The 22,750-nt window shown below is 62.4% G+C and carries 20 protein-coding genes; 11 read left to right on the forward strand and 9 right to left on the reverse strand.

The genetic code is table 11. The features are described 5' to 3' along the window. Positions 1-20: 20 nt before the first annotated feature. The gene (dinB, locus tag MUY37_RS14425; protein ID WP_499196055.1) at positions 21-1,139 is read right to left on the reverse strand and encodes a DNA polymerase IV; all 1,119 of its coding nucleotides are present in this window, start codon (positions 1,137-1,139) and stop codon (positions 21-23) included. Between the two features lie 67 nt (positions 1,140-1,206). On the opposite strand from dinB, the gene MUY37_RS14430 reads away from it, so the two are divergent. Further along, on the forward strand, positions 1,207-2,472 hold the full coding sequence (locus tag MUY37_RS14430) for a multidrug effflux MFS transporter (RefSeq protein WP_499196138.1): 1,266 nt from the start codon (positions 1,207-1,209) through the stop codon (positions 2,470-2,472). A 58-nt stretch (positions 2,473-2,530) separates the two neighbouring features. Here the strand turns inward: MUY37_RS14430 and MUY37_RS14435 are convergent, their stop codons facing one another. From MUY37_RS14435 to crtY, 6 genes are all read right to left on the reverse strand, one after another. Beyond that, complete coding sequence (locus MUY37_RS14435) at positions 2,531-4,078, reverse strand: acyl-CoA carboxylase subunit beta (protein WP_499196056.1); 1,548 nt, start codon at positions 4,076-4,078, stop codon at positions 2,531-2,533. Positions 4,079-4,189: 111 nt separating this feature from the next. Continuing rightward, positions 4,190-6,061: an acetyl/propionyl/methylcrotonyl-CoA carboxylase subunit alpha gene (locus MUY37_RS14440; protein ID WP_499196057.1), complete on the reverse strand. Its 1,872-nt coding sequence runs from the start codon at positions 6,059-6,061 to the stop codon at positions 4,190-4,192. Between the two features lie 127 nt (positions 6,062-6,188). Then, the gene (locus MUY37_RS14445; protein ID WP_499196058.1) at positions 6,189-7,130 is read right to left on the reverse strand and encodes a phytoene/squalene synthase family protein; all 942 of its coding nucleotides are present in this window, start codon (positions 7,128-7,130) and stop codon (positions 6,189-6,191) included. 77 nt (positions 7,131-7,207) lie between these two features. After that, complete coding sequence (locus tag MUY37_RS14450; protein WP_499196059.1) at positions 7,208-7,789, reverse strand: LOG family protein; 582 nt, start codon at positions 7,787-7,789, stop codon at positions 7,208-7,210. Between the two features lie 8 nt (positions 7,790-7,797). Beyond that, entirely contained in the window at positions 7,798-9,348 is a 1,551-nt protein-coding gene (locus MUY37_RS14455; protein WP_499196060.1) for a phytoene desaturase, read from the reverse strand. Continuing rightward, complete coding sequence (gene crtY / locus MUY37_RS14460; protein WP_499196061.1) at positions 9,345-10,532, reverse strand: lycopene beta-cyclase CrtY; 1,188 nt, start codon at positions 10,530-10,532, stop codon at positions 9,345-9,347. The genes MUY37_RS14455 and crtY overlap by 4 nt, the downstream gene beginning before the upstream one ends. Before the next feature lie 163 nt (positions 10,533-10,695). On the opposite strand from crtY, the gene MUY37_RS14465 reads away from it, so the two are divergent. From MUY37_RS14465 to MUY37_RS14490, 6 genes are all read left to right on the forward strand, one after another. Then, entirely contained in the window at positions 10,696-11,535 is an 840-nt protein-coding gene (locus MUY37_RS14465) for a MipA/OmpV family protein (protein ID WP_499196062.1), read from the forward strand. A gap of 85 nt (positions 11,536-11,620) precedes the next feature. After that, the gene (locus tag MUY37_RS14470; protein WP_499196063.1) at positions 11,621-13,174 is read left to right on the forward strand and encodes a flavin-containing monooxygenase; all 1,554 of its coding nucleotides are present in this window, start codon (positions 11,621-11,623) and stop codon (positions 13,172-13,174) included. An 8-nt stretch (positions 13,175-13,182) separates the two neighbouring features. After that, positions 13,183-13,581 carry a hypothetical protein gene (locus tag MUY37_RS14475; RefSeq protein ID WP_499196064.1) on the forward strand — a complete coding sequence of 133 codons (399 nt, stop codon included), beginning with the start codon at positions 13,183-13,185 and terminating at the stop codon, positions 13,579-13,581. A gap of 105 nt (positions 13,582-13,686) precedes the next feature. After that, on the forward strand, positions 13,687-15,510 hold the full coding sequence (locus tag MUY37_RS14480) for a DUF885 domain-containing protein (RefSeq protein ID WP_499196065.1): 1,824 nt from the start codon (positions 13,687-13,689) through the stop codon (positions 15,508-15,510). A 99-nt stretch (positions 15,511-15,609) separates the two neighbouring features. Next, positions 15,610-16,773: a glycosyltransferase family 87 protein gene (locus MUY37_RS14485; RefSeq protein ID WP_499196066.1), complete on the forward strand. Its 1,164-nt coding sequence runs from the start codon at positions 15,610-15,612 to the stop codon at positions 16,771-16,773. 48 nt (positions 16,774-16,821) lie between these two features. Continuing rightward, positions 16,822-16,971: a hypothetical protein gene (locus MUY37_RS14490; RefSeq protein ID WP_174223723.1), complete on the forward strand. Its 150-nt coding sequence runs from the start codon at positions 16,822-16,824 to the stop codon at positions 16,969-16,971. Positions 16,972-17,045: 74 nt separating this feature from the next. Here the strand turns inward: MUY37_RS14490 and MUY37_RS14495 are convergent, their stop codons facing one another. After that, a complete protein-coding gene (locus tag MUY37_RS14495; RefSeq protein WP_499196067.1) occupies positions 17,046-18,569 on the reverse strand; it encodes an alanine/glycine:cation symporter family protein in 1,524 nt (507 codons plus the stop codon). Between the two features lie 251 nt (positions 18,570-18,820). Between MUY37_RS14495 and secE the strand changes: the two genes are divergently transcribed. Both secE and nusG read left to right on the forward strand, forming a co-directional pair. Next, positions 18,821-19,024, forward strand: a complete 204-nt coding sequence (secE, locus tag MUY37_RS14500) for a preprotein translocase subunit SecE (RefSeq protein ID WP_115415962.1) — start codon at positions 18,821-18,823, stop codon at positions 19,022-19,024. 44 nt (positions 19,025-19,068) lie between these two features. After that, positions 19,069-19,605: a transcription termination/antitermination protein NusG gene (gene nusG / locus MUY37_RS14505; RefSeq protein ID WP_115415963.1), complete on the forward strand. Its 537-nt coding sequence runs from the start codon at positions 19,069-19,071 to the stop codon at positions 19,603-19,605. Positions 19,606-19,716: 111 nt separating this feature from the next. Here the strand turns inward: nusG and MUY37_RS14510 are convergent, their stop codons facing one another. Further along, positions 19,717-19,995, reverse strand: coding sequence for a metal-sensitive transcriptional regulator (locus tag MUY37_RS14510; RefSeq protein ID WP_499196068.1), 279 nt, complete (start codon positions 19,993-19,995; stop codon positions 19,717-19,719). A gap of 68 nt (positions 19,996-20,063) precedes the next feature. On the opposite strand from MUY37_RS14510, the gene MUY37_RS14515 reads away from it, so the two are divergent. Together MUY37_RS14515 and MUY37_RS14520 are read left to right on the forward strand one after the other, a co-directional pair. Further along, the gene (locus MUY37_RS14515) at positions 20,064-21,803 is read left to right on the forward strand and encodes a copper resistance system multicopper oxidase (RefSeq protein ID WP_499196069.1); all 1,740 of its coding nucleotides are present in this window, start codon (positions 20,064-20,066) and stop codon (positions 21,801-21,803) included. Then, on the forward strand, positions 21,800-22,741 hold the full coding sequence (locus tag MUY37_RS14520; protein WP_499196070.1) for a copper resistance protein B: 942 nt from the start codon (positions 21,800-21,802) through the stop codon (positions 22,739-22,741). Before MUY37_RS14515 ends, MUY37_RS14520 begins: the two co-directional genes overlap by 4 nt. Positions 22,742-22,750 lie beyond the last annotated feature (9 nt).

The raw sequence follows: 22,750 nt of genomic DNA on the forward strand, positions 1-22,750 counted from the left end.
GACGCTGGTTCTTCGCGACGTCATAGGAGCGAAAGCTGGGTGTCGGGACGCTTAGGCTCCTCCCCGCCCTCCCGCTCGAGCTTGGACAGTGTCAGCCCCATCAACCGGATCGGCATCGGCAGGGGCAGCACTTCCTCGAGCAGCGTGCGGGCAATGGCGGCGAATTCCTCTTTGGAGGCGATGGGGCGGTCGACCGTCTTCGCCCGGCTGAAAATCTGAAAGTCGTTATATTTCATCTTGAGGGTGACAGTCCGGCCCGTCGCTTCGGCGCGCTCGATATAGCCCCAGACGATATCGATGATGTCTTCCATGGTCTCGCGCAGTTCGCTGCCCGAGGACAGATCGCGGCTGAAGGTCCGTTCGCCCCCTACCGACTTGCGGGTGCGGCTGGAACGTACGGGGCGCAGGTCGATCCCGCGCGCGGCTCGGTAAAGATAGTCGGCAAAGCTGCCGAAATGCGCGCGCAGCCATTCGATATCCTTCGTCGCCAGATCGCCGCCCGTTGCGATCCCGAGCTTTGCCATTTTCTCCGCCCCCTTGGGACCGACGCCATGGAACCGCCTGATCGGCAGGTCGGCGACAAAATGCGAGCCTTCGCCCGGACGAATGACGCATAGCCCATCCGGCTTGTTCTGATCGCTGGCGATCTTGGCGAGGAACTTGTTGTAGCTGACACCCGCGCTCGCCGTCAGGCGGGTCTTCGCGCGGATTTCCTGACGGATCAGCTCGGCGATTCGTGTCGCGCTGCCGATGCCGAGCTTGTCCTCGGTCACATCGAGATAGGCTTCATCGAGGCTCAGCGGTTCGACGAGATCGGTATGGTGACGGAAGATTGCGCGGATTTGCTGCGAGACTTCGCGATAGACGTCGAAGCGGCTCTTGCAGAAGATCAGGTCGGGACACAGGCGTTTCGCCGTTACACTCGGCATGGCGCTGCGTACGCCGAACTTGCGTGCTTCGTAACTTGCGGCGGCCACCACGCCGCGCCCGCTCGATCCGCCAACGGCCACCGGCTTGCCGCGCAGTTCGGGGTTGTCGCGCTGTTCGACGCTGGCGAAGAAGGCGTCCATATCGACATGGATGATCTTGCGTAGGCCCTCGGCCTCGCCATCGTCGTCCGTGTCTTTCGGGTCACTCATCGTCGCACCAGCATAAAGGCACGGGTTGCAAAGCGGAACCTTGTCCGTCACCTGCCATTTCGTGCAAATGCGAAACGATCAGCTTGCCAGCGGTGAAAGGCCGCCATCCGACCGGGCGCGCCGCCCGCATATCGGCGAACGCGAGCTGATTTGGATGATGGCGCTGCTGATGGCGTGCAACGCTTTCGGAATCGATGCCATCCTGCCCGCTCTCGATGAGCTGGCCGGAAGCCTCGGTGCGCAGGGAAATGACCGGCAGTTCGTGGTCGGGGTTTATCTGCTGGCGGCGGGTTTCGGCACGCTGATCCCGGGCTCTTTCGCCGATCGCTTCGGCAGGCGGCCGGTGCTGTTTGCGGCGCTCGGCGCGTACATCGTGCTGTCACTGGCCTGTGCTGCTGCCACAAGCTTTACGCAGTTGATCGTCCTCCGGGCGCTCCAGGGCTTTTTTGCGGCGGGCATCATCGCCTTGCCGCCCGCGATCATCCGCGACCGCGTGGGCGGCGACAAGATGGCGCGGATGATGAGCCTTATCTTCGTGATCTTCCTCCTGGTACCGGCGGTGGCGCCGAGTATCGGGCAGGGTGTTCTGCTATTGCTGGGCGACTGGCGCTGGATTTTCGTCGCGATGGCCTTGCTCGGCGTGACGATGACGGTCTGGGTGTATGCGCGCCTGCCCGAGACGCTGCATGACGATGATCGCCAGGCGATCAACATCTCGGTCATCGGCCGGAACATGCGCAGGGCGGTCACTCTGCGATCGACCATCGGCTATACGCTGGCGAGCGCGCTGGTTTTCGGCGGGTTGTTCGGCTTTATCAATTCCTCGCAGCAGCTCATCGGCGAAGCCTTCGGCGCGGGCGATATGTTTCCGCTGCTCTTCGCCTTCTGTGCGGGCAGCATGGCGCTCGCCAACTGGTCGAACAGCCGTATCGTCGAACGCTTCGGCGCGCGCCGGGTAAGCCATTCCGCGCTCTTCCTGTTCATCGTGGTGTCCGCCCTGCAATTGTGGTTCGCGACTCAACCGGACGAAAGCCTGTGGACCTTCGTGCCGCTGATGGCCGCCAATATGAGCCTGCTCGGCTTCATCGGCGCGAATTTCGGCTCGATCGCCATGCAGCCTTTTCGCCACATCGCGGGAGCGGCTTCGAGTGCACAAAGCTTCCTGAGGATGACCACTGGCGCGACGTTAGGGGCAGCGGTGGGCTATGCCTATGACGGCACGGCGCGCCCTTTGGCACTGGCCCTGCTCGTTTCCGCGGTCATGAGCCTGCTATTCGTGCTTTATTCCGAGCGCGGCTCGCTGTTCGGGCCGCCGGAGCCCGAGGTGGAATAAGATCTCCGCAGGAGAACGGGCAAGAGCAGCAGGGCCGGTACGGATAGGGGATACTGGCCTATCCGCCTTCCAGTTTCCGCCATGCCAGCCCGGCAAATTCGCATAGCAGCGGGCGCGTATCGCGCGGGTCGATGATGTCCTCGACATTGAAGCGTTCGGCGCTGCGAAACGGTGAAGTGACCTTGTCGAGCCGAGCGCGAATTGCTTCGAGCTCCGCCGCAGGATCTTCGGCGGCTTCCAACTCCGATTTGTAGGCCACTTCCAGCCCGCCCGCGATCGGCAGGCTGCCCCAGTCGCCGCTCGGCCAGCAATAGCGATACTGGTAGGTTTCGGCATTGCTCATCGCGCTTCCCGCAATACCATAGGCACGGCGCAGGACGATCGAGGCGAGCGGGACACTTGCCTTGTAGATCGCGTTCATCGCCTGCACGCCGTAACGGATAGTCCCCGCCATTTCCGCCTCGCGCCCGATCATGAAGCCGGGATTGTCGACCAGGTGGACGATGGGTAGGCGGAACTGGTCGGCGAGCTTGACGAACCGCTCGACTTTCTCGCTCGATTTGGCGTCCCATGATCCGCCGAGATAGCTCGGATCGCTTGCCAGAACCGCTACGGGCCAGCCATCGAGCCGTGCGAGCGCGGTGATGCAGGCGCGGCCCCACATGCGGCCGATTTCGAACACTGTACCCTGGTCGAAGACCATCTCCATACAGCGCCGCATCGAATAGACCTGCTTGTCCTCGCGCGGGACGAGCGAGAGCAGCGCTTCCTCGCGCCGGTGGACCGGATCGGTACAGTTGGAGCGGCGCGCGAGCTGGCCGACATGCTCGGGCATGAATGACAGGAAATGCCGCGCGCGGGCGAAGGCTTCGGCCTCGCTGGCGACTTCGTCGTCGACCACGCCATTGCGGGTGTGGATGCCGCTGCCGCCCAGGTCTTCCTTGGCTTGGCTGTGGTCGTTGGAGCCCCTGTAGCTTTCACCCAGCCCATCGACCACGGCAGGCCCGGCGGCGAAAATCTGGCTGAGGCCCTTGACCATGATCGAATAGTGGCTGGCGACGGTGCGTGCCGCGCCGAGCCCTGCGGTGGGGCCGAGTGCGAGCGCGACGACCGGCACCGTATCGAGGTTTCTCACCACGTCCGACCACCCCGGCACGGCAGGGATATAGGTCGCGCCGATCTGTTCGAGCGTCTTGACGCTGCCGCCGCCGCCCGTGCCGTCGATCATGCGGACGAGCGGGAGTTTCAGCTCATGCGCCATCTTCTCGGCCTGCACCATCTTGCGGCTAATCCCGGCATCCGCCGCACCGCCGCGGATGGTGAAATCGTCTGCCGTGGCGACTACGGGGCGGCCGTTTATCAGCGCCTTGCCGAAGAGAAAGGGGGCGGGAAGGACGCTTTCGAGATTGCCCTCCTCGTCATAACTGCCCTTGCCGGCGATCTTGCCGATTTCGCGAAAGCTTCCGTCATCGACCAGCGCCGCAAGCCTTGCGCGGGCATCCATCTTGCCGCGACCATGCTGCCGTGCAACCTTCTCCTCGCCGCCCATCTGCTCAGCGAGTGCCTCGCGTCGGCGCAGTTCTTCGAGTTCTTTTTCCCAAGTCACAAATCTCTCCCCACACGTCATTGCGAGGAGCCGCAGGCGACGCGGCAATCCAGACAGCGCGGGACTGGATTGCTTCGCTACGCTCGCAATGACAGGGAGGTTTGTGAAGCCTTATTCTTCTTTGGGCTCCACAACCGCCAGCACCGCCTCGACTTGCACTTGCCCGCCTTCGCTGGCGGAAAGCTCGGTCACGGTCCCGTCGAACGGCGCGGTGAGCGCGTGTTCCATCTTCATTGCCTCGAGCACCATCAGACGCTGGCCAGTGGTTACGGTATCGCCCTCGGCCACATCGACCGCGATGACCTTGCCCGGCATTGGGGCAAGGATGGCGCCGTCACCCGCCGCTCCGCCACCCGAACCGCGCGCTTGGCGTTCGAAGACGAAGCTCTGACCGTAGGCGAAGACAACTGTGCGTTCGGGGTCAACGAAGCCGGTTGCATGGCTTTCGGCATGCGTACGTGCAGCAGGAATACTGCGCGTGTCGCCCTTGTGGGTGAGCACCGCGTCGAGCACGCCCGGCGCGTTGAGGCGCAGACCGATGGGCAGGTCGTCGTGCTCCTCGGTCTCGGCCAGTGCGACGAAGTCGGCAGCGGTCTGCCAGATCTCGGCATCCGCCTCGTCGGACGACACGAGCACATCGATCTTGGATTCGATGAAGCTGGTGTCGAGATTGGCTTCCTCGAAATCCTCATCGCGCAGGCAATTGGCGATGAAGGCTGCGTTGGTCTTGACCGGCCATATCTCGACGCTTTCGGCGATATCGGCGAGCTGGTCGATCGCCTCGGCGCGGGTCTCGCCCCAGACGACGAGTTTGGCGACCATCGGGTCATAGTAGGGCGAGATCATATCGCCTTCCTCGACTCCGGTTTCGATCCGGCCTTCGACGCCTAGGTCGAAATGTTCGAGCTGTCCGGTTGAAGGCAGGAAGCCTCCGGTCGGGTCTTCGGCATAGAGGCGCGCCTCGATCGAATGGCCGTCGATGAAGAGTTCGTCCTGCGTGGCCGGGATCGGCTCGCCGCCCGCGACGCGTAGCTGCCATTCGACCAAATCGACCCCGGTGATTTCCTCGGTCACCGGGTGCTCGACCTGGAGCCGGGTGTTCATCTCCATGAAGAAGATGCGGTCGGCGCGCAGGCCTTCGCTGGCGTCGGCGATGAACTCGATTGTCCCTGCGCCCTCGTAATCGACCGCCTTGGCGGCGCGCACGGCGGCGGCGCAGATTTCTTCGCGGGTCGCCTCGTCCATGCCGGGGGCGGGGGCTTCCTCGATCACCTTCTGGTGGCGCCGTTGCAGCGAGCAGTCGCGTTCGAACAGGTGGACGACATTGCCGTGGCTATCGCCGAAGACCTGCACCTCGATATGGCGGGGCGAGGTGATCCACTTTTCGAGCAGCACTTCGTCGTTGGAGAAGCTGGCCTTGGCCTCGCGCCGGCAGCTTTCGAGGCTCGCCTCGAAGTCTCCTGCCGCATCGACCTTGCGCATGCCCTTGCCGCCGCCGCCGGCGACCGCCTTGATCAGCACCGGGTAACCGATGGCGTCGGCCTCTTGTTTCAGCCGCTCGACCGACTGGTCCTCACCCTCGTAGCCTGGAGTGACGGGTACGCCCGCCTCTCGCATCAGCTTCTTGGCGGCGTCCTTCAGGCCCATCGCCTCGATACTCGACGGCTTCGGGCCGACCCAAATGAGGCCAGCGTCGATGACTGCCTGCGCGAAGCCCGCATTCTCCGATAGGAACCCGTAGCCGGGATGGATCGCTTCGGCGCCGGTCTGCTTGGCCGCGGCGATGATCTTCTCGCCTACCAGATAGCTCTCCGCGGCGGGGGAGGGACCGATATGCACTGCCTCGTCGGCGCCGCGCACGTGGAGCGCCTTGGCGTCGGCATCCGAATAGACCGCGACGGTGGCGATCCCCATCTCGCGCGCGGTGCGGATGATGCGGCAGGCGATTTCGCCGCGATTGGCGATAAGGAGCTTCTGGATCATGTGGGCGGGTTAGTCCGCCGAGCGCGAAAAGAAAACCGTTCGTGTCGAGCGTAGTCGAAACACATTGGCAGCCAGTATCTCGACTGCGCGCTTTCGCGCCCCGCTCGATACGAGCGGAGTCTTGCAGCTACCACCCGGCGACGGGCCGGAAATCGTGGCGGCTCCAGATGATCGGCTCTTGCGGGCCGCTGGGGCGGTTCCAGACCGCCTCGCCGAAAGCGGCGGCGATGTGCCACAGCTTTTCCGGCCCACTTACCCGTGTGCGTGTGTCCCATGCGACCTGCCCGCGCGTGAGGACCTTGCGCCCGATCGCCCCATAGATGCGCGCGGCGGCGAGCACCGCCCAGCGCTGGCGGAACCGCAGCCGTTTCGCGCCGAGTTTGGAAGCGGCTTCGTGCTTTTCCATCAGCGCGATCATGCGGGGCATCAGGCTGGCGAGCTTGAAACGGTTTTCGGGTAGCGCATGCTCGCCCTGTTCCCAGCCCATCTCGTCGAGCCAGACCTTGGGCAGATAGCAGCGCCCGGCCTGCGCATCTTCCACGATATCGCGCGCGATATTGGCGATCTGGAAGGCCAACCCCAGATCGCACGCCCGATCGAGCGTTTCGCCATCGTCCCGCGGCACGCCCATGATCCGGGCCATCATAATGCCGACCGCCCCGGCGACGTGATAGCAATACCGCATCATGTCCTGTTCGGTCGTGGGGCTCCAGCGCGTGGCGTCCAGCGCGAAACCGGCGATGACGTCGTTCGCTTCTTCCAGCGTCAGACCGCATTCGTGGGCGACGAGACCGAACGCATCGAAGGCCGCATCGGCGGTCGGTTGTTCCTCGAAGGCGCGCTTGGTCAGCACGCGCAGCGCCTGCACCCGGTCCTCCGCATCCTTGGGTGTGCCCTGGTCGCCCAGCGGACCGCCCTTATCCTGATTGTCCGCGATATCATCGCAGCGGCGGCACCAGGCATAGAGCAGCCAACTGCGTTCGCGCGTGGCCTTGTCGAACAATTTCGAGGCGGCGGCGAAGCTGTGCGAGCCCTGCTCGATCGAATCGAGCGATTTCTCGACCAGCATAGCCCGGTCCCGCCCGCCGCCGGCCCTGGCCGGGGTGGGCCGCAAATAGCGCGACGGGGCGAGAGGGCGGGGCTTGTTCAGAGGTCGTCCGCCTTCATCTGGAAGATCGGGGTGTGCGGCTGATAGGCGGCCATCCGGTCGAGCAGCCCTGCTAGACTGGTATCGTGGACCAGAATGCCCTGGTGGACGGGGCGGACGAACCCTACACTGGCCATCTTGCGGTTGAAGGCGATCAATTCGTCATAGAAGCCGAAAGCGTTGAGCAGGCCGACCGGGTTGTTGTGATAGCCCAATTGTGCCCAGCTCATGGCCTCCCACAACTCGTCCATGGTGCCGACGCCGCCGGGAATGGTTATGAACCCATCGGACAAGTCGGTGAAGCGCTGCTTGCGCTCGTGCATGCCGCCGACGGTGTAAAGCTCGGTACAATCGTGATTGGCGACTTCGGAATGAGCCAGCGCATCGGGAATGACGCCGATCACCTCGCCGCCCGCTTCCAGTGCGCCGCGCGCGGTGGCGCCCATCAGCCCCAGCCGCCCGCCACCGTAGACGACACCGATCCCGTTTTGGGCAAGACCCTTGCCGACATCGTAGGCGAGTTGAATATAGCGCGGGTCATCCGGCGAAGCCGATCCGCAATAGATGGCAAGTCGTTTCATGTCGCGGCTCATACCGCCAAATCCTCCAACATAAGTCCCGCAGTCGCCTTGGCGCTGCCTACCACGCCGGGAATACCGGCGCCGGGATGCGTCCCAGCACCGACGAGGTAGAAATTGTCAAGCACATCGTCGCGATTGTGCCCGCGGAACCAGGCGCTCTGCGTCAGCACCGGCTCCAGACTGAAGGCGCTGCCCATGTGGGCGTTGAGGTCCATCGCAAAATCGCGCGGCGCGTAGTGGAACTTGGTCACGATCCGCGAATGGATATCGGGGATCAGGCGCCGCTCGAGTTCATCGAGGATGCGTTTCTCGAGCAGCGGACCCATCTCCTCCCAATCGACCGCCAGCTTGCCCATATGGGCCACGGGCACCAGCGCGTAGAAGGTGCTCATACCCTCGGGCGCCATGCTGGCGTCGCTCACCGTCGGGTGGTGGAGATAAATCGAGAAATCCTGCGGCAGCACGCCGTGATCGTAAATATCTTCGAGCAGGCCTTTGTAGCGTGGTCCGAACAGGATCATGTGGTGCGGGATGCCCGGCCAAGTCCCCTCGATCCCGAAATGGACCACGAACAGGCTGGGGCTGAAGCTTTTGCGCGACAGGCTGCGGGCGTAATCTGCGCCGCGCTTCGATCCTGAAAGCAGGTCCTTGTAGCTGTGCATGATGTCGGCATTGCTGGCGATCGCATCGAAGCGTTTGCGCCAGCCCGAATGGGTTTCCACCTCGGTCACATGCTTGCCCAGCGTGTGAATGTGGACCACCGGATCGTGCAGCCGCACGGTCCCGCCGATCCGCTCGAAATGCTTGACCATGCCGGCGATCAGGCGGTTGGTGCCGCCCTTTGCCCACCATACGCCGCCATCCTTTTCCAGCTTGTGGATCAGCGCGTAAATGCTGCTGGTCTTCATCGGATTGCCGCCGACGAGCAGCGTATGGAAGCTCAGCGCTTCGCGCAGTTTCTCGTTCTCGACATAGCTCGAAACCATCGAATAGACGCTGCGCCAGGCCTGCTGTTTGGCCAGCGCAGGCGCGGCCTTGATCATCGACTTGAAATCGAGAAACGGGACATGGCCGAGCTTGACATAGCCTTCTTCGTAGACGGCTTCGGAATATTCGAGGAAGCGCTGATAGCCCGCGACATCGGCGGGGTTGAGCTGCGCGATTTCGCGGAAAAGCTGTTCCTCGTCGTTCGAATAGTCGAACTGGGTGCCGTCGGGCCAGTGCAGGCGGTAAAACGGCATTACCGGCATCAGATCGACGTCTTCGGCAATGTCGTGTCCGGTAAGCGCCCACAATTCCTTCAGGCAGTCGGGATCGGTGATGACCGTCGGCCCGGCATCGAAGGTGAACCCGTCCTGTTCCCAGAAATAGGCCCGACCGCCGGGTTTGTCGCGCGCTTCGACCACGGTAGTCTGGATACCGGCAGATTGCAGCCGGATGGCCAGCGCGAGACCGCCGAAACCGGCGCCGATCACGCAGGCGGTCTTGCCCGTGGCGACGGGATCGACGGGCTGTTCGCCGGAACCTGCGGCGGTGGGGGTGTTGAGTTCGGCGTTCATTGCGACCTTTCATGAACGAGCGGGTTGCCCTTGCCAAGCAGCGCCCGGATTGCGGCTGTAACAGCTACGGGCGGTTTGCCCGACAGGATGCGCAGCTTGTCCGCGAGCGTTGGACGCCCGGCATAGAAGCGTTCGACCAGCGGTTCGCGCAGGCGATAGAAGCGTTCGAACACGCGATATCGTTCCCCCGGCTTCGCGGCATCGAACAACATCCGTCCCAGCCGGCGATAGAAGCGGGTGGCGCGCCAGTGATCGTGGGCGCGCTTTTGGAACAGCGCGGCGATCTGGGGTCCCGGCCTCTCCGCCACGCGGGCCAGCGCCAGGGCATTGGCAACGGCGAAGGGCAGAGTGTAACTGGTCAGCGGATGCGTGAAGCCGCCGCGTGCCCCGGCGCGGACTATGCCAGCTTGGCCCAGGCCGCGGCGGTATGCGGTAAAGTCGCCGCCCGTGATTACCGGCAGGATTCCGGTTTCCCCGCCAAGAATGTTTCCCCGCCACCCCATTTCCTGGCAATAGCGATCGATCCGTTCCGACAGCACATCGCGATCGAGCACGGGGGCATCGGCGTAATAGGTGTCCTCTACGAAAAGCTCATTCGCGGTCAGCGGCAAAGTATAGACGAACCGGTACGCGTCATGCTGCTTTACCCGCGCATCCATCACGATCGGACAGGCAAGCCCATGCGGGGTGTCCGTCCGCAGATGCCGTCCCATGAAGACCTGCCAACCGCCGTGCAGATGCGCGGAAGGTTCGAAATCGCGGCAATCGACCACGACCGGGGCGGCCAGGCTCGCGCCGTTTTCAAGTGTGATACCATCCGGCGTCAGTTCGACGGCGCGCGAATTGGTAAGGATCGCACCCTGCGGCAGTTCGCGGCGCAAAGTGGCGTCGAAATCGCGGCTTGCAAGCGATCGATAGGTCGAGCCGAGGCGGCGCTCATGGCCCGGAAAGAAGACATCGTATCCGGCATCCCATTCGGTCTTTGCGAATGGGGCCAGCAGGGCAGCGCCATCATCGTCGAGATCGCTGGTGAACCAGCTCCACCGGTGATTCCCGCCAAAGGCATCGCCCGCTTCCACCAGGGCGATCCGCATCTGGGGATGGCCCTTGCTGACGGCCAGCGCGGCCAGCCCGCCTGCCAGCCCACCGCCCACGATGGCCATATCGATCGTGCGCCCGTTCATCGTGGTCAGGGCTTAGGGATGAAGTGCGGTTGCGGCAATCGCGTAGTTCCCGCCCTGGACCTAGTGCAGCCGAGTTTCGCCGCATTCGATATGGCAACAAAGGCGGGAACATGACATTGTTACAAGTGTTGGACGACAAACAGGGAAATCCAAGGATATACTTATGAAATCGATGCTCGCCGCCACCGGCTTGCTGGCGCTGCTGGGTGCTGCGCCCCTGCATGCACAAAATGTCGAGAACCTGCCCGCCGAAGAGGAAACGGTGTTCGATGGCGACTGGTTTTCCATTGGCGTGGGAGCTGTCTATTCGGCAAGCTACAACGGTTCTGACGACTATGTTTTCAGCCCGATTCCCATCGTGCAGGGGAAAATCGGCGGCGTGCGCATCAATCCGCGAGCGGGCGGGGCAGCCCTGGATTTCGTCAACGACCAGAGCGAAGGAGCGAAAATCTCGGCCGGGATCGCGGCGCGCCTCAATCGCAATCGTGCAACTCAGATCGAAGACACGGTGGTTTTGAGCTATGGCGAACTCGACACGGCTTTCGAGGTCGGCCCCAGTGTCGGGATCAGCTTTCCCGGCGTGATGAACCGCTTCGACAGTCTCAGTTTCAATGTCGATACTCTGTGGGACGTTGCAGGCGCCCATGACGGCGTCGTTGTCAGGCCCATGGCGACATATTTCACGCCGCTCAGCCGCGGCATGGCAATCTCGCTTTCTGCCGGCGGCAGCTATGTCGACGACGATTATGCGCGATATTATTATTCCGTCCCTGCTGGCGGGGCATTGCCGCAATTTCAGGCCGAAGGGGGTTGGGACAGCGTCGGGGTGAACCTGCTCGCCGGGATCGATCTCAACGGCAATCTCGCCGATGGCGGTCTCGCACTGGTGGTGCTTGGCGGTTACTCGCGCCTGCTGGGCGATGCCAAGCAGACCCCCTTTACGTCCATTCGCGGTGATGCGGATCAATGGATGGGCGCCCTCGGGATCGGCTACACCTTCTAACCTGGGACCGTTCTGCCTTTTGATACGGATCAATGCATCGATCTTCTCTCTCATGCGATGGTTTCGCGCGAGAGAGGAGAGGTTGATGAACATTGTCGGCAATATAGAGAGCGATACGGCGATCCATGTGGACGTGCTGATCGTGGGGGCTGGAATTTCGGGGATTGGCTCTGCCTATCACTTGCAGGAGCAGTGCCCTTGGGCGCGTTACGCCATCCTGGAGATGAAAGACACGTTCGGGGGCACCTGGGATACGCACAAATATCCCGGCGTGCGGTCCGACAGCGATCTCTACACCTTCGGTTATCGCTTCAAGCCCTGGGTCGGCGCGCCGATCGCCAGTGCCGGGGAGATCCTCAAATATATGGGCGAGGTGATCGAGGAGAACGGCATCGGCGAGCATATCCGCTACGGCCACCGCATCACATCCTGTGCCTATGCGCGCGATACCGGCCTCTGGACCGTCACGGCGACCCGGCTGGAAGACGGTGCCGAACTGACCTTCACCTGCAATTTTCTGTGGATGTGCCAAGGCTATTACGATCACGAAAACCCCTATCTCCCGCCCGAGTGGCAGGAAAAGGGGCTCGGCAACTTCCAGGGTGATTTCGTCCACGCGCAGGAATGGGACCCGGATTACGATTACGAAGGCAAGCGGATCCTCGTGATCGGATCGGGTGCTACCGCGGCCACCGTGGTTCCGGCCTTTGCCGAAAAGGCCGCGCATGTGACTATGTTGCAGCGCTCGCCGACCTATTTCTTCTGCAGCGAAAACAAGAACGAACTGGCCGACCGTCTGCGCGAAATCGGTGTCGACGAGCCGACCGTGCACCGCATCGTGCGCCAGCAGATCATGTACGATCAGGATCAGCTTACCCGTCGCTGCCAGAAAGAGCCCGATGTTGTGTTCGAGGAACTCAAGGAACTGGTGCGCGCCTTCACCGGCAAGCCCGATTTCGAGTTCGAACCGCATTTCACACCGAAATACCGGGTCTGGCAGCAGCGCCTGGCATTCTGCCCGGACGGCGATGTCTTCAGGGCGGCGGTCGATGGCAATCTGACCGTGGTGACCGATACGATCGAGCGCTTTACCGAGACCGGTGTCACGACCTCTTCGGGCGAGGAGATCGAAGCAGACCTTATCGTTGCCTGTACCGGGTTCAACCTGCTGGTCATGGGCGGCATTCCGTTCACGGTCGATGGCGAACGTGTTGATTGGTCGGACACGGTAACCTACCGCGGGATGATGTTCACCGGCGTTCCGAACATGGCATGGGTGATGGGCTATTTCCGCGCGAGCTGGACCTTGCGCGTCGACATGATGGGCGATTTCGTTTGCGGGATGCTCAACCACATGCGGGACAGGGGCGTCGACCGTGTCGAAGTGCAGTTTCGGCCAGAGGACCAGGAAATGGACATTCTGCCCTGGATCGAGGCGGAGAATTTCAACCCCGGATATCTGATGCGCGGGCTCGATGCGATGCCTCGGCGCGGCGACAAATCCGAGTGGCGACACAATCAGGATTACTGGCGCGAGCGTGAGGAGATCCCCCAGATTTCCTATGACGCGCCCGAGTTCGTCTATTCCGGCGAACGATCGATAGGCACGAAGAAAAAGGAGCAGGCGATCCCCGCCTGAGACAAAAGATGGACGCGTTCGATCCCACCGCCTGGAGCGCCGCGTTGCTCGGCCTGTTCTGTATCGCCGTCGCTATCGGCGCATTGCGCCAGCCCGGTCTGTGGCGCCAGATGGTCGACGAGATCGACGGTTCGCCCGCGCTCCAGCTCATCAGCGGGTTTTGCGAGCTCTCCGTCGGGGCGGCCATCTTTCTCCTCAACCCGTGGATTCAGGGCGATCTGCTGGCCATGATCGTGAAGACGATCGGCGGATTGATGATGGCCGAGGCGCTTGTCGTCATGGCGATGAGCGACATCTATTTCCACTTCTGGCTGAAAAATCTCGCCGCTTTGCATCGGCTATGGCCGCTCTTCACACTGATGGCCGGGCTGGCGCTTGCCGTTGCGGGCATGATGCGGCTCGCCTGAACGAAGCCGCCCGTCGATGGGAATCGCACGGTCGTCGGACGGCATGGTTGTGCCGCATCCGCGGTTCTGTATTGCATGGGCAATACAGATGTCAGGGGAATATCCATGAAATTCGCACGCCACGCGCTCGCCTCGGGCGCCGCCCTCTCGCTTATCCTTGCCGCCGGTCCCGCATTGGCGCGCGATAGCAAGGAGGCGACCCAATCCGCATCCGAGGCGAGCGAGCATGACAAGCTGTTTACCCTTTTCGCCGAATCCGACGCGCGCAGCCTCGCGCTCAACCCGATCGGTCGCTTGTTCCGCGGCGACGACACCAACGCCGATCGCCTCGGCGACTATTTCACTGACTCGATGTTTCTTGCCGCGCGGACCGATACCCAGCTCAATCTCGCGCTGCTTGCGCAGATCGACCGGGCGAAGCTGAGCGAAACCGATCAACTCGCCTATGACGTGTTCAAATATCAACAGGAATCCACGCTCAGGGGTCAGAGCGACGAGATGCGCGAACTGACCGAAACGCGACCGATCAACCATTTCGCCGGCTTCCACACCTTTTACCCGAACTTCGCCAGTGGCGATAGCGCGGCGCAGTTCGAGACGATCGCCAATTACGAGGACAACCTCAGCCGTCATGACGACTATATCGCCATCACCCACCGGGCGATCGCACGATCGCGCGACGGTATGGAATCGGGGGTGGTCGAAACCAGGCTGACCATCGACCGCGTCGTAAAGCAGCTCGATACGCTATTGGCGGTTCCGCTGGCGGATTCAATGTTCATGAAACCGGTGAAGAACTTTCCCGAGAGTATCTCTGCCGCGGACAAGGCGCGGCTGACGGCGGCCTATGAAGCCAAGACTAGCGAGCTCTACGCCACCCATGCGTTGCTGCGCGATTTCCTGCGCAATGAATATCTGCCGGTAGCGCGCGAGAGCGTCGGTCTGAGTCAGATGAAGGGTGGCGAGAAGCTCTACGCCCACATGATCGAACAGACCACCACGCTGCCGCTGACTGCCGAATACCTGCACAATCTTGGCCTTAACGAAGTGGCGCGGATCAAAAATGGGCTAGAAGAGATCAAGGCCGAAGTCGGCTTTGTCGGCACGCTCAACGAATTTTTCGACTACGTGCGTACCGATGCTCGGTTCAAGCCGGAAAGCCGTGAGGCGCTAACCCAGAGCTATTACGATATCGGGAAAGAGGTCGATGCAAAGATCGGCCAGTATTTCTCGGTAATTCCCAAGGCCCAGCTCGAGATCAAGCCCTATGACGAATCGATCGAACAATTCCAGGCTGGAGGTTCCTATCAGTCGGGTCCGCCAGATGCCTCGCGCCCGGGTACGTTCTATTTCAATGCATATGACTTGCCCAGCCGCCTGACGACCGGCAACGTCACCCTCTACCTCCACGAAGGCGCGCCGGGTCATCATTTCCAGATCAGCTTGGCGCAGGAAAACGAGGATCTGCCTGCCTTCATGCGCTTCGGGGGCAACACTGCCTATGTCGAGGGCTGGGCGCTCTATTCGGAAACGCTGGGCTACGAGATGGGCTTCTTCGCCGATCCCTGGAACCGCTATGGCACGCTGCAAGACGAACAACTTCGCGCCATGCGGCTGGTGGTCGATACCGGCCTCCACGCCAAGGGCTGGACCCGCCAGCAGGCGATCGACTTCATGCTGGAAAATTCGGGCATGACCGAGACCGAGGTGGTGGCCGAGGTAGAGCGCTATATCGCGATCCCGAGCCAGGCGCTCGCCTATAAGGTCGGCGCGCTGAAGATCCAGGAATTGCGGAAGAAAGTCGAAGAACGGCTTGGCGCCGGTTTCGACATTCGCGAATTCCACGCCCAGGTGCTCGATACGGGCAGCCTTCCGCTGCCGGTGCTGGAGGCCAAGATCGACCGCTGGATCGCTTCCAAGGCCGGGTAGGCCGCAGCACGGGCGGGGATTGCCACCCGCCCGATCTGGCTAGCTCTCCACCGGCGCGCTAATTGCGTTGCAACCTTGTGTGGTGAAGGGGCAGGCGCGATGGATTGGCTACGCAATGCCGACTGGCTGACGCGCGAGCGGGTGCGGGGGTATGCGCTGCTCCTCGCGCTCGTCAGCCTCGGGGTGCTGGCCATCTCCTATATGAACGCAATGGCACCTGCGGGCACCGATTTCCTCGCCTTCTGGGGGGCAGGTCGAGCCGTGGTGGGAGGCGATCCGGCCGCCGCCTACGACCTTGCGCTGCAAGAGCGCATCCAGACGGCGACGGGGAGCGAGGGATGGTTCGCCTTCGTCAATCCGCCGCCCTTCCTGCTTGCCGTTACGCCCTTTGCTACTCTACCTTTTCCGCTCGCCTGGACCGCCTGGGTGGTGGTTACCTGGGGCTTGTGGGCCTGGGCCGGCATTCGTGCGTTTCCCCGCCTCTGGCCCCTCGTTATTGCCTATCCCGGCGCGCTGATCGCGGCGGGCCACGCCCAGACCGGCCTCCTGACAGGCGCCTTGCTGGTGCTGGCCGCGCATGAACTGGGCAAACGCCAGGCGGTATCGGGGGCGGCAATCGGTGCCTTGGTGATAAAACCGCATCTCGCAGTGCTGGCGCCGTTTTGGTTCGGTGCGGGGGGCAAATGGCGCGCTTTCATAGGCGCCGGAGGCACCGCATTGGCTCTGATCGCAATCTCGTGGGCTGCTTTCGGCAGCGAAACCATCGCGGCCTATACCACAAGCTGGCGCGCGAGCGGTGCCCTGCTGGATGGTATCAATCCCGATTTCCTGCTGCGCATGACAACGTTCTATTCCCAGGCACGTCTATTGGGAGGCGACATCGCGGGTCTGGTGCTGGGTGTCATATCCGGACTGGCGGCTTGCGCGGCGGCCCTGCTTGCTTCCCGCCGCTTCGGGGGCGATGCGCGTGCATCGGGGGCCGCGGTGCTCGCCGCGACCGCGCTCGCCTCGCCCTATCTCTTCAGCTACGATCTGCCTTTTCTGATCTTCCCGACGCTCTGGTTGGTCATGCAGGGGCTGGAGCACGGTTTTCGCCCCTACGAAAAGCTGGCGCTTGCGGTGCTCTATTTCGCGCCCTACGCCACCCGCGCATTGGCCTTTCCCCTGGGGATCAACCTTATGCCGTTCGCCGCGCTGGTACTGCTGGCGCTGGTCTGGAGCCGTGGCGGGACAAGCGGGCCGGGAACCTCTCGCGCACCCTAGTGTTTTTACTCATCAGGACGGAGGGCAGAAGTTTCATGGAGGTACGCCATGTCGAGTTTGTCCTTCCGCAGCAGCCGCCCCGATGGCTGGGTGCAGCCGAAGCCTTATAGCGACAGTTCGCTGCGCTATCGGATGCACGGCAAGATCCAGCCGATGGAACAGCCGGGCTTCCTGGCTCGTCTGTTCGGGCTACGCTGAGGGTTCAGTCGCAAATGGACGGGGCCGGAGGTCATATCGACCTCCGGCCCCAATTCTTTGGTATCGGCCCGGTTTCAGTATTCTTCGGGCTCTTCGGGGGTGTCGGCCGTATGTGTCGGCCCCGCGTCTTTCTGGCCCTGCGCCAGCTTGAATACCACCCCGCTGAGTAGGGCAAGGGCGAGAAGGTTCGGCAGGGCCATGGCGGCATTGGAGATGTCGCCCAGTCGCCAGACCAGCTCGCTCGGCTGTGCCGCGCCAAGGAAGATGACCACGCACCACAATACGCGCCAAGCCATATGCAGCTTTTTCTCGCCCGAACGGCTGGAGCCTTTCACACGGTCGTACAGGAAGGTGATCGCCCGTTCGCCGTAATAGCTCCATGTCAACAAGGTGGTGAAGACGAACAGGATCAGTGCGATCGAGGCCACTAGCGTACCGATCGGAACCGAGGCAATCTCGACCGGGAAGGCCGCCGCGAAAGCGCCGCTGGTCATTTCGAAACCGACGCGATCGGATTGCCACGCGTGGGCCACGGCTTCGCCGCCTGCCGTGAAATCGCCGCGCACGGTAAGGATGACCAGCGCGGTCATGGTGCAGATTACGATCGTGTCGATGAAGGTCCCGAGCATGGCCATGCGGCCCTGCGTTTCGGGATCGTCGGTCTGCGCGACGGCATGGGCGATGGCGGTCGAGCCCTGGCCGGCTTCGTTGGAGAACAGGCCCCGTGCAACGCCAGCACGGATCGCGAGGATGATCGCCGCCCCCACGAAGCCGCCGCTGGCCGCCTGCGGGTTGAAAGCCCCGTGGAAAATCAGGCCGAAGGTTTCACCCAGATCGCCGAAATTCAGAATCAGCGCGATGACCGCCATGACGATGTAGGTGGCCGCCATGAAGGGCACGATTTTCTCGGCAACATTGCCGATCGACTTGATGCCGCCGATGATGACGATGAAAACGAGGATCGCGACGATCAGCCCGCCGAGCCATTCCTCGATGCCGAACAGTTCGTTGAGGCCGTCCGCCACGGCATTCGCCTGAATCGAGTTACCCGTTACCAGCGCGGAAAACAGCGTGCCGAGGCAGAAAACCACGGCGAGCCAGGTCCATTTCTTGCCCAGGCCCATCATGATGTAGGTCATCGGCCCGCCGCGCAGCACGCCATCACTCGTACGCTCGCGGTAGCGGATGGCAAGCGAGCCTTCGGCGAAGGCCAGCGCCATGCCGAACAGGGCCGTAACCCACATCCAGAAAATCGCCCCGGGACCGCCCAGCGCGATAGCGGTCGCGACACCGGCTAGGTTGCCCGTCCCGACCTGACCGGACAATGCTGTAGACAGTGCCGCGAAAGGGGAAATTTCGCCTTCGCCCTGGCTCTTGCGACCGGCGAAGAGGTTCTTGAAGGCGCTGCCGAGTTTGATGATGGGGTAGAATTTGAGCCCCACCATGATCCACAGGCCAATGCCCAGCAGGATGATGGTCATGGGTGGGAAGGGGAGCACTTCCACCCCGTTCCATGTCCCGCCCCAAATGAAATCGGATAGATTGGTGACCGGCTGAATCAGCCGCTCGCCCAGACTCGGTGCCTGGCTTGTTGCCATCGCGTAAATTCCCCTCATGCGTCCCTTGACCGGAAAGCGCGTAGGCTAGTCGCGGGCAACACACTTGCAAAGAGGAGATTCGCGCGAGTCCACCGCTTGCCTTTTCGGGTTCGCGGGACTAGTGCGGCTGTGTCTTCCGACATTGGGAATCGAGAAAAGCCCCTCCCGGACTTGAACCGGGGCGGCGAGAGACCCTACCTGAAAGGGACGTGGCGGAAGGCGGCACGATTTTTACGCGAGAGACGTGAACGATGGCAGACGAAAAGAAAACCAGCCCGGCGGAATTCCTTCGCCAGGTGCAGGCCGAAGGGCGCAAGGTCGTATGGCCGACGCGCGAGGAAACGGTGCGCACGGCGATCTTCGTGTTCATCATGACCGTCATCCTTTCGCTTTTCTTCCTTGGCATCGACTCGCTTTTCAGCGCCGTGGTGCGCTGGCTGCTGACGCTGGCCTGATGTTTCTGGCCTGAGCCGCATTTCGACAGGATAATAGAGAAAACATGGCACGCTGGTACATCATCCACGCCTATTCCGGTTTCGAGAACAAGGTTCGCGACGCAATTATCGCCGAAGCCGAACGGCTGGGCCTTTCCGAGGGTGTCGAGGAAGTCGAAGTTCCGACCGAAACCGTAACCGAAGTGAAGCGCGGCAAGAAGGTCCAGGTCGAGCGTAAGTTCATGCCCGGTTACGTGCTCGCCAAGCTGAACATGACCGATGACGTCTATCACCTCGTCAAGAACACGCCGAAGGTGACCGGCTTCCTGGGTACCAACAACAAGCCGCAGCCGATTTCCGAAAAGGAAGCGGCGCGCTATTTCGGCGGTGTGGAAGAAGCCCGCGCGGCGCCGAAGAAGGAAATCAGCGTCGATTACGAGATCGGCGATCAGGTCAAGGTGCTGGACGGCCCGTTCGCAAGCTTCAACGGCCTTGTGGAAGAACTCGATTTCGACAAGCAGAAGGTCAAGGTCTCGGTCTCGATCTTCGGCCGCGCTACCCCGGTCGAACTCGATTTCGAACAGGTCGAACTGGTCAAGTAAGGCTTCGACTACAGGCTTTCGAAAGGCCCCGCCGGGATATGCCCGGTGGGGCCTTTTCGATTCAGCATTGCTCCTTTCGCCAAACCGGGCCGCGGAAAACCGGGCCGCAGACTATCGCTTGGCCTTCGCGAAAAGGTTGACCAGCTCCTCGACCTTGGTGTGCTGTTCGCGCGTATCTCCCGAGGCAATCGCTTCGGCCACGCAATGCGAGGCGTGTTTCTTGAGGATTTCGTCCTCGGCACGGGCGAGCGCCGATTTCACCGCCTGCAATTGATGCAGGATATCGATGCAATACCGATCGTCCTCGACCATCTGTGTAACCCCGCGCACCTGCCCTTCGACCCTGCGAAGGCGATCGACGATACGTGCCTGTGCTGATTTTTCGGCCATCGGAACTCTCGCTTGAAAGATACCCTGTGGGGGTATACTGCGCCCGAAACGGAGAAATGGCAAGCCAGATGCAAGTTTCGATCAATACAACCCGCAGATCGCTCATCAGAAGTGCAGTTGCCATTGGCGGTCTCGCGGCCATGCCCGCGTGGGCGCGCGGGGTGTCGCATGGCCCGATCCGCCAGGGCTTTGACGAAGTATCGGGCCGCGTCATCGATCTTGCGGTCGGTGAAGGGCCGGTTGCAGTCGCCGGTCGGCGCGGTCATGCCTTTGCGGTCAATGGCAGCATTCCGGGGCCGCTTGTCCGCCTCAGGGAAGGCGAGCCGGTTACGCTGCGGGTTGCCAATCACCTGGCTGAAGATACGTCGATCCACTGGCATGGCTTGTTGCTGCCGTTCCAGTTCGATGGCGTGCCCGGCGTCAGTTTTCCGGGTATCAAGCCAGGCGAGACCTTTGTCTACGAGATCCCCGCGTTGCGGCAGGCCGGCACATATTGGTGGCACAGCCACTCCGGCCTGCAGGAACAGGCCGGGCATTACGGCCCGCTGATCGTCGACCCTGCGGGAACCGATCCGGTCGAGGCAGATCGCGACTATGTGCTGATGCTGAGTGAATTCACCCCGCTGCACCCCCATACGATCATGGCCAAGCTCAAGAAAGGCGAGGAATATTTCAACCGCCAGAAGACGAGCTGGACCGACGATTATCCGCTGAGTGGTGCGGATCGCAGGATGTGGGCGGGTATGCGGATGATGCCCACCGACATCGCCGATGTGACCGGTTCGACCTACACCTATCTCGCCAACGGCCATGCACCTTCGGACGGTCTCGAATATCTGTTCAAGCCCGGTGAACGCGTGCGCCTGCGCGTCATAAACGGCAGTGCGATGAGCTTCTTCAACCTGCGCATCCCAGGTACGCGGATGACGGTGGTACAGGCCGACGGGAAGAACGTTCGTCCGGTCGAGGTGGACGAATTCCAGATCGGCACGGCGGAAACCTATGACATCGTTGTCGAGCCGACGGGCGAGGCCCACACGATCGTTGCCGAGGCGATGGACCGCTCGGGCATGGCGGTGGCAACGCTTGCCTCGCGTCCCGGCGCCCGCGCGCCGGTTCCGCCTTTGCGCGATCCGGTTCTGCTGACGATGAAAGACATGGGACACGGCGGGATGGACCATTCCGGCATGGACCATGCCGCGATGGGTCATGATATGCCGATGGGCGAGATGGACCACGGCGCGATGAACATGCGCGACACATCCAAGCTGCCGACCGACGTCAAGGTCGGCCCCGGTCTCGATATGGTCAGCGCCGACCCGGTCGACCGCATGGGCGATCCAGGCCTGGGGCTCGACAAGGTTGGCCACAGGGTGCTCACCTACAAAGATCTCGCGGCGCTAGAGCCAAATGACGATCCGCGCAGCCCCAGCCGGTCGATGGAAATCCATCTCACCGGCAATATGGAACGCTATATGTGGTCGTTCGACGGGACAAAATACAACGCGGTTGCCGACCGGCCGATCCGCTTTGCCTTCAACGAGCGTGTGCGGGTCAAGCTGGTCAACGATACGATGATGGCGCACCCTATTCATTTGCACGGCCATTTCTTCGAACTGGTCAATGGCGCGGATCGGATGCACCAGCCGCAGAAACACACAGTCATCGTACAGCCGGGCGGCAGTGCGACTTTCGACGTGACGATGGACGAGCCGGGCGACTGGGCCTTTCACTGCCACCTGCTCTATCACATGCATGCAGGCATGTTTCAGGTGGTCACTGTCGCCTCGCCGGAGGGCGCGGCATGAGGACAGTGATCGCGCTTGCAATCGTCGCTGTTCCCGTGCCCGCCCTTGCGCAGCACGAAGGGCATGGCCAGCCCGAAGGCGAAAAGCCGACCGACCACTCGACGATGGACCATTCTCAGATGGATCACGGTGCCGCTGCCGCGACCTCGGGCGGTCCGGTTTTGCAGGGCCTCAAGCTTGATATTCCCGAGCCCCCCGAGGCACCGCCACCGGCGGCCGCCGGTAGCGGGCCGCCCCGCGCGGCCGACGCGATCTGGGGTGCCGAGGCGATGCGCGAAAGCCGTGAGGCTCTGGCGCGCGAAAACGGGGGAATGACGCTGTTCTGGGTTCAGGGCGACCGGCTCGAACTGCGCAGCCGCGAAGGACATGACGGTTTCCTGTGGGACATGCAGGGCTGGTATGGCGGCGATATCGACAAGCTTTGGGTCAAGACGGAGGGCGAGGGCGAAGTGAGCGGCCCGCTCGAGGATGCGGAAGTGCAGGCGCTGTGGTCGCACGCCATCGGCCCGTGGTTCGACTTGCAGGCAGGCGTCCGGCAGGACCTTACCGGTCCCGACCGAACCCATGCGGTGATCGGAGTACAGGGCCTCGCCCCCTATCTCTTCGAAGTGGATGCCGCGGCCTTCGTGTCGAACAAGGGCGATATTACCGCGCGGATCGAGGCCGAACTCGATCAGCGGATTACGCAAAGCCTGATTCTCCAGCCGCGCATGGAACTGGCGCTATCGGCGCAGGACATTCCGGAGCTGGGTGTGGGCGCGGGGATCGACCATTTCGAGGCGGGGCTGCGCCTGCGCTACGAACTCGCGCCCGAATTCGCGCCCTACATCGGAATCGAGCAGGAATGGAAGCTCGGCGACAGCGCCGATTTCGCGCGTCTCGAAGGCGAAGATCCCTCGGTTACCAGCGTCGTCGTGGGTGTGCGGTTCTGGTTCTGACCGCCGCTG

Source organism: Qipengyuania sp. ABI-127-1 (assembly GCA_022953095.1).
Taxonomy (GTDB): domain Bacteria; phylum Pseudomonadota; class Alphaproteobacteria; order Sphingomonadales; family Sphingomonadaceae; genus Qipengyuania.

Coding starts and splice junctions, on each gene's coding strand:
- MUY37_RS14475 (WP_499196064.1), top strand. CDS start 13,183: ATGGACGCGTTCGATCCCACCGCCTGGAGCGCCGCGTTGCTCGGCCTG.
- MUY37_RS14485 (WP_499196066.1), top strand. CDS start 15,610: ATGGATTGGCTACGCAATGCCGACTGGCTGACGCGCGAGCGGGTGCGG.
- MUY37_RS14430 (WP_499196138.1), top strand. CDS start 1,207: ATGCGAAACGATCAGCTTGCCAGCGGTGAAAGGCCGCCATCCGACCGG.
- crtY (WP_499196061.1), bottom strand. CDS start 10,532: ATGAACGGGCGCACGATCGATATGGCCATCGTGGGCGGTGGGCTGGCA.
- MUY37_RS14440 (WP_499196057.1), bottom strand. CDS start 6,061: ATGATCCAGAAGCTCCTTATCGCCAATCGCGGCGAAATCGCCTGCCGC.
- MUY37_RS14510 (WP_499196068.1), bottom strand. CDS start 19,995: ATGGCCGAAAAATCAGCACAGGCACGTATCGTCGATCGCCTTCGCAGG.
- MUY37_RS14465 (WP_499196062.1), top strand. CDS start 10,696: ATGAAATCGATGCTCGCCGCCACCGGCTTGCTGGCGCTGCTGGGTGCT.
- MUY37_RS14480 (WP_499196065.1), top strand. CDS start 13,687: ATGAAATTCGCACGCCACGCGCTCGCCTCGGGCGCCGCCCTCTCGCTT.
- MUY37_RS14450 (WP_499196059.1), bottom strand. CDS start 7,789: ATGAAACGACTTGCCATCTATTGCGGATCGGCTTCGCCGGATGACCCG.
- MUY37_RS14445 (WP_499196058.1), bottom strand. CDS start 7,130: ATGCTGGTCGAGAAATCGCTCGATTCGATCGAGCAGGGCTCGCACAGC.
- MUY37_RS14490 (WP_174223723.1), top strand. CDS start 16,822: ATGTCGAGTTTGTCCTTCCGCAGCAGCCGCCCCGATGGCTGGGTGCAG.
- MUY37_RS14515 (WP_499196069.1), top strand. CDS start 20,064: ATGCAAGTTTCGATCAATACAACCCGCAGATCGCTCATCAGAAGTGCA.
- MUY37_RS14495 (WP_499196067.1), bottom strand. CDS start 18,569: ATGGCAACAAGCCAGGCACCGAGTCTGGGCGAGCGGCTGATTCAGCCG.
- dinB (WP_499196055.1), bottom strand. CDS start 1,139: ATGAGTGACCCGAAAGACACGGACGACGATGGCGAGGCCGAGGGCCTA.
- MUY37_RS14455 (WP_499196060.1), bottom strand. CDS start 9,348: ATGAACGCCGAACTCAACACCCCCACCGCCGCAGGTTCCGGCGAACAG.
- MUY37_RS14470 (WP_499196063.1), top strand. CDS start 11,621: ATGAACATTGTCGGCAATATAGAGAGCGATACGGCGATCCATGTGGAC.
- secE (WP_115415962.1), top strand. CDS start 18,821: ATGGCAGACGAAAAGAAAACCAGCCCGGCGGAATTCCTTCGCCAGGTG.
- MUY37_RS14520 (WP_499196070.1), top strand. CDS start 21,800: ATGAGGACAGTGATCGCGCTTGCAATCGTCGCTGTTCCCGTGCCCGCC.
- nusG (WP_115415963.1), top strand. CDS start 19,069: ATGGCACGCTGGTACATCATCCACGCCTATTCCGGTTTCGAGAACAAG.